At 41.2% G+C, this 1,362-nt stretch carries 1 protein-coding gene; it reads left to right on the top strand.

Annotation, left to right across the window (positions count from 1 at the left end):
* The first annotated feature begins 116 nt into the window (after positions 1 to 116).
* Positions 117 to 1,283 (top strand): pyridoxal phosphate-dependent aminotransferase, encoded by a 1,167-nt coding sequence (locus tag A5875_RS06790; protein WP_088932903.1) that lies wholly within the window; start codon positions 117 to 119, stop codon positions 1,281 to 1,283.
* The last annotated feature ends 79 nt before the right edge of the window (positions 1,284 to 1,362 follow it).

The following is a 1,362-nucleotide window of genomic DNA, read 5'->3' as shown; positions in this document are numbered from 1 at the left end:
GGCAGAAATCAGCGGGAATTTGGCTAAGATAGCGATTACTAAGCAAATAGACAGGAGATATTTTTTCTTTACTATCTGAGAGATTGTGATAATATGATTAAAAATGGAGGGGTTATATGAATAAATTGCAAGATCGATTTAACAAAAATGTTTATGAAATCGCCGTCTCATTGATTCGTCAATTTGATGAAAAAGTCTCTGGAATTCCTAATATGCTGAAGCTGACATTAGGCGAGCCGGATTTTAATACCCCCGAGCACGTCAAAGAAGCAGGACAGCAAGCGATCAAGGATAATTTCAGCCATTATACCGGCATGTCTGGTTTGATCGATGTTCGAGAAGCAGCGAGCCGTTTTTTATCTGAGAAATATACAGTGAATTATGAACCGACGACCGAAGTTTTGGTGACGGTAGGAGCAACCGAAGCGCTGTCGGCTAGTTTGTTAGCCATTTTAGAGGCAGGGGATAAAGTATTGCTGCCAGCACCAACGTATCCAGGATATGAACCGCTGATATTATTGGCAGGTGCTGAGCCTGTTTATATCGATACTCGGGAAACTGGTTTTGTTTTAACACCAGAACAAATCGATCAGGCGATGGCAGAGCATGGGGATAAGGTCAAAGCAATCATTATCACATCGCCATCCAATCCAACGGGTGTGGCTTACAATGAAGCAGAAGTTTCTGCGTTGAGCGAGACGTTGAAAAAATATCCAATTTTTGTAATCAGCGATGAAATTTATAGTGAGCTTAATTATGAGACGAAGCATGTTTCATTCGGAAAATATTTGCGTGAACAAACGATTTTAATTAATGGCTTGTCAAAATCTCATGCCATGACCGGTTGGCGCATCGGCTTTATCTTCGCACCGGCGGAATTGACTGAGCAGATCATCAAAGTCCACCAATATTTGGTAACAGCGGCTTCGACGATTTCCCAAAAGGCTGCAGTTCGTGCCTTAGTACAAGGGATTTCTGACGCTGAGATAATGAGAGAAGAGTATCGAGAACGCCGTGATTATGTCTATCAAGCCATGACGAAACTAGGCTTTGAAGTAGCACGACCTTCTGGGGCATTTTACATCTTTGCAAAAATACCGGCAGGCCTTGAACAAGATTCGATGACTTTCTGTATTGACCTTGCCGAAAAAAATCAATTAGCAATTATTCCGGGAATCGCCTTTGGACCAGAAGGTGAAGGCTATGTTCGAATCAGTTATGCGGCTTCAATGGAAAATTTAGTCGAAGCAATGAACCGCTTGGCAGCATATGTAGAAAATTAAAAAGAAACGATCAAATCAAAAAAGATTTGATCGTTTCTTTTTTAGTTATTTAAGTAGTTGAAAAGACCGCTGATGGTCT

The sequence above is a fragment of the Enterococcus sp. 3H8_DIV0648 genome, assembly GCF_002140655.1.
GTDB lineage: Bacteria > Bacillota > Bacilli > Lactobacillales > Enterococcaceae > Enterococcus_A > Enterococcus_A hulanensis.
The sequence above is the reverse complement of the archived record's forward strand: the minus strand, read 5'-3'. Positions and strand labels throughout refer to the sequence as shown.